The sequence below is a fragment of the Saccharomonospora iraqiensis subsp. paurometabolica YIM 90007 genome (assembly GCF_000231035.2).
GTDB lineage: Bacteria > Actinomycetota > Actinomycetes > Mycobacteriales > Pseudonocardiaceae > Saccharomonospora > Saccharomonospora paurometabolica.
In genome coordinates this window covers 1-4357 of sequence record NZ_KI912252.1, presented here as the reverse complement: position 1 = coordinate 4357, position 4357 = coordinate 1, and the positions used below count along the sequence as shown (strand labels likewise).

1 protein-coding gene and 1 pseudogene are annotated in these 4357 nt (G+C 74.2%); both read right to left on the bottom strand.

The genetic code is table 11. The features are described 5' to 3' along the window. A partial coding sequence (locus tag SACPADRAFT_RS34140) for a glycosyltransferase (protein ID WP_007026672.1) occupies window positions 1-3506 on the bottom strand: 3506 nt, incomplete at its 3' end. 10 nt (window positions 3507-3516) lie between these two features. After that, window positions 3517-4357 (bottom strand): annotated as a pseudogene (locus tag SACPADRAFT_RS33170) (hypothetical protein); the annotation flags it as partial.

Sequence of the window (4357 nt, the reverse complement as noted above, 5' to 3'; positions counted from 1 at the left end):
GGCCGGTGTCCCCGGTGGGACGTCCGGGTCCCGCGGGACGCCCGGTGCCGTCCGGGCGGGCTCCCGCCGGGGAGCAACCGGACCCGTCGCCGCGCGGCCAGGTCCTCGGCCCAGCCGAAGGCGAACACCGCGAGCCCGGTCAGCACCACCGCCACCGCGAGATGGGCGGGCCACGAGTACCCGGTCCACCACATCAGCACCGGCGCCGCGAGGAACACCGCCACGTTGTGCCAGAGGTACACGGTCACGGCCCGCGCGTTCAACACGGTGACCAGCCTGCCCAGGACGGGCGTGCGGTCCAGCCACCCCATCGGCGGCCGCACCCGCAGCAGCACCAGCACGGCCGCCGTGCTCACCAGCGCCTGTCCGAGCGGGATCAGGTTGAGGTCGTACGAGCCGTCGTAGGCGGGGTTCATCACGGTCCACCAGAGCCCGCCCGTCACCAGTGCCGTGGCCACCGCCGCGAGCACGGCGGGCCGGACCCGCGCCAGCGAACCGTCCCGGTGCGCGAACCCGAGCACCCAGCACGCGCCGAAGGTGGCGAAGTCGAGCACCCCCTGCCCGACCGCGTCCAGGTCGCTCAGCGGTGCGCCGAGCACGGCGTCACCGGCCACCAGCGCGAGCGGCGCCGCCACGGTGACCAGCGGCCACCGCCGGTACGCCCGCAGCAGGGCCGGGCTCAGCAGGACCAACCACAAATAGGTGCGGACGTACCACAGCACGATGGCGGCGTCCCGGCCCAGTCCCCACTCGCCGTACGGCGGGTCGAGCACGGGGAACACCCACAGCAGCAGCTCGGGCGGATTCAGCGGTGTGGCCCCGCCATCGCCCGCGGCCCCGGCGCCGTCGAGTGTGGTGCTCCAGCCGTGGGCCAGCATCAGCGGCACCATCACCACCGCCAGCACCCACACCGGCGGCAGCAGCCTGCGGATCCGGCTACCGACGACGTCGACCGGCGGGGTGTGTTCCATCGACCGGGCGGCCAGGGAACCCCCGATCGCGAACATGACACCCATCGCCGGGAAGGCGACACTGAGCCACGCCCACCCGACCGTGTGGTAGAGCAGCACGCGGGCCAACGCCGCCGCACGCAACAGGTCCAGCCACCGTTCCCGCACCGGCACCGGGGCGGTGGACGACCGTGCCGGTGGGTTCCCCGATCCCCGCGCGGCCCACAGTGTCGGCCGGAACCCCGCTGCCTGCGCGGAATCCGGCGCCCGTGGGGCATCCGCTGCCTTCGGGGCATCGAGTGCCTGTGCGACATCCGGTGCTGGTGGGCCCGGTGCCTGTGGTCGTCCCCCGGCCGGGTTCTCCGCGGCCCCCGGTCCGTCCGTGCCGTGCCGTCCCTCCGTGTCCTCCCCCCGTTCGGTGCCGCCGTGCCCGTCCGGTGCGGTCGCGGTGCCGCGTGCGGTGGGTGCGGCGACCGTGCCGGGCCGCGTGATGCCGGTGCGGCGCAGGTGCTGCCACCGCACCCGCACCCCGGACACCGCCGCGAGCACCGACTGCACCAGGACGACGTACATCAGCTGCCGGTACACCAGCTGCTGCGTGGGCAGCAGCCACAGCACCGAGCGCGACTCCCGGTCGAGGCCGAACGCGCAGTACGCACCGACCCCCTGGATCGCCAGCATGGACAGCCACAACAGCACGGTGGTGCCCGGATCGAGGAAGAGGACGCCGTAGAGCAGGAAGACGTCGATCACCGGGGCCAGCATCGGCAGCAGCACCTGGAACGCGAGGACGTGCAGCAGGCCGAACCGGCCCACACGGCCCGCCGCGCCCCGTTCGACGATCGCCCGGCGGTGCTTGAACACCGCCTGCATCGTGCCGAACGTCCACCGGAACCGCTGCTGCCACAGCTGCCGGACGGTGGTCGGCGCCTCGGTCCAGGTGACGGCGGTCTCCTGGTAGACGGTGCGCCATCCCGCGCGGCCGACGGCGATCGTGAGATCGGTGTCCTCGGCCAGGGTCCGCGCACTGAGCCCGCCGACCGCCTCCAGCACCTCCCGCCGGAACGCGCCGCCCGCACCCGGCACGGTCGGCATCGACCGGGTCACGTCGTACACCCGGCGATCGACGTTGAAGCCGACCACGTACTCGATGTGCTGCAGGCGGGCGAGCAAAGTCTCCCGGTTGGCGATCTTGACGTTGCCGGACACCGCGCCCACCGTCGGGTCCGCGAAGGGCTGCACCAGCTCGCGCACGGTGTCCGGCTCGAACAGGGTGTCCCCGTCGACCATGACGACGAGGTCGTGCGAGGCCGCGGCCACGCCCGCGTTGAGCGCCGCCGCCTTGCCCCCGTTGGGCAGCCGTAGGACCCGCACCCCGGGCAGGCCGAGACGTTCCACCACGTCGGCGGTGCCGTCGGTGGAGCCGTCGTCGATCACGAGGATCTCGACCGGGTGGTCGCTCGCCACGGCCGAGCGGACGGTGGCGGCGATGTTGGTGGCCTCGTTGTACGCGGGGATGAGCACCGACACCGGGCGGCGGACCGGTTCCCCCCAGCATCCCGGATGCGCACGTCGGTACCGGGCGTGCCGCCGGGCGAGGACGAGCAGCACCAGCAACCGTGCCACGGTGAGCGCCCCGACCACGATCAGGGCCCACTTCAGCACCGTCATCATCGCCCTCGCGGCCGTGACCAGCGCGGTCAACGCCGACCCGGAGACACGGTCGCCCACGGCGGCGGGATGTTCCGCGTCGATCCCGACCGCCTCGCTGACCGTGGTGAACCGGTAGCCCTGCCGCTTCAGCTCCGGGATCAGCACGTCCAGCGCCGCGACCGTCTGCGCACGGTCGCCACCGGCGTCGTGCAGCAGCACGGTGCCGCCGCGCCCGTTCTCCGGCGTCGCGTTGTCGACGATCGCGTCGACCCCCGGACGCCGCCAGTCCTGACTGTCCACATCGGTGAACACGCTGACGTACCCGTGTTCGCCCGCGTCGCGCACCACCCGGTACGCCGGATCGTCGAGAGCCCCGACGGTGGACGAGTACGGCGGCCGGAACAGGCGGGTGGTGACCCCGGTGGCCCCGGCGAGCACCAGCTGCGTCTGATGCAGCTCCCGTTCGACCCGCCAGTCCCCCGTGGTGGCCAGGTCCGGGTGGGTGAAGGTGTGCACCCCCAGTTCGGACCCGGAGCGGTGGATGCGCTCGACCAGCTCCGGGTGCCGGGACGCCATCGAGCCGACCACGAAGAAGGTGCCCGGGACGTCGTGCCGGTCGAGCACCTCCAGCACCCGCGGCGTCCAGGTCGGGTCCGGACCGTCGTCGAAGGTCAGCGCGATCGTGCGGTCCGGCAGTCCGGTGGAGACCACCTCGTCGCCGGTGGCGTCGACGACCGAGCCACCCCGCAGGATCGAGGAGGGCACGGTGCCCTCGCCGCCGGACTCCCGTTCCGGGTTCGCGTCGTTGCCGATCTCCGAGTTGGACCACCCCGCGACGAGCAGCATCGTCACGAACAGCACACCGACGACGGCGACGACGATCCACGAACCCCGTATCCGCACGATCGTCCCCTCACCCGCCGGACGGGGGCGACATCCGCCCGAGCGCGCGCTCCGCGCTCAGCGCGATCCGCACCGGCCGGGGTGCGTCCTCCCACGCGGTGTCCTCCCCACCGGGTCCGGAACCACCCACCGGGTACCGGGAGGGTGCCGACGTCTCCGTCCCGCCGCCGGGTGTGGCCGGACCGTCCGCGCCGGACCCGCCGCCGTGGTCCCCGCCGCCGTGGTCCCCGTCGCCGTGGTCCCCGTCGCGGTCGGCGCTCCCGTCGTTCCGGGAGTTTCCGCCCCGGGGATCTCCGTGCTCGGGACCCCCCTCGTCGCGGTCCGACCGTTCGGACCCGCCATCACCGCGCTCGTGCCCGTCCTCCGGGGCCCTGTCCCCGGAATCCCCGTCGCCGGTGTCCCCGTCGCCGGTGTCCCCGTCGCCGGTGTCGCCGTCGCCGGTGTCGCCGTCCCCGGTGTCGCCGTCCCCGGTGTCCCCGTCCCCGGTGTCGCCGTCTTCCGGGGCTCCTTCGTCGGGGTCGCTGCCCTCCGGGGGTGGAGGCACGGGATCGTCCTCCCGCGGGTCGCGGTCGCCGGGGTCGCCGGGGTCGCCGGGAGCTTCGTCCTCCCGGCCGGTGTCCGGACCGTCCGGCCCTCCGTCGTCCTCCGGACCCGTCCCGTCCGGGTCGCTGCCGTCCGGGTCGCTGTCGTCCGGGTCGCTGCCGTCCGGAAGACCGCGGTTGTCCGGACCGGCTGGTGACCCGTCCGCGGAGCCGGGGGCGCCGGGGACCTCCGCGGCGGGCGGGTGCGCGGCACTCCGCCCGGTACCGGCTCCGGGCGCGGGCACGTCCCGGACCACGGGGGAGATCTCG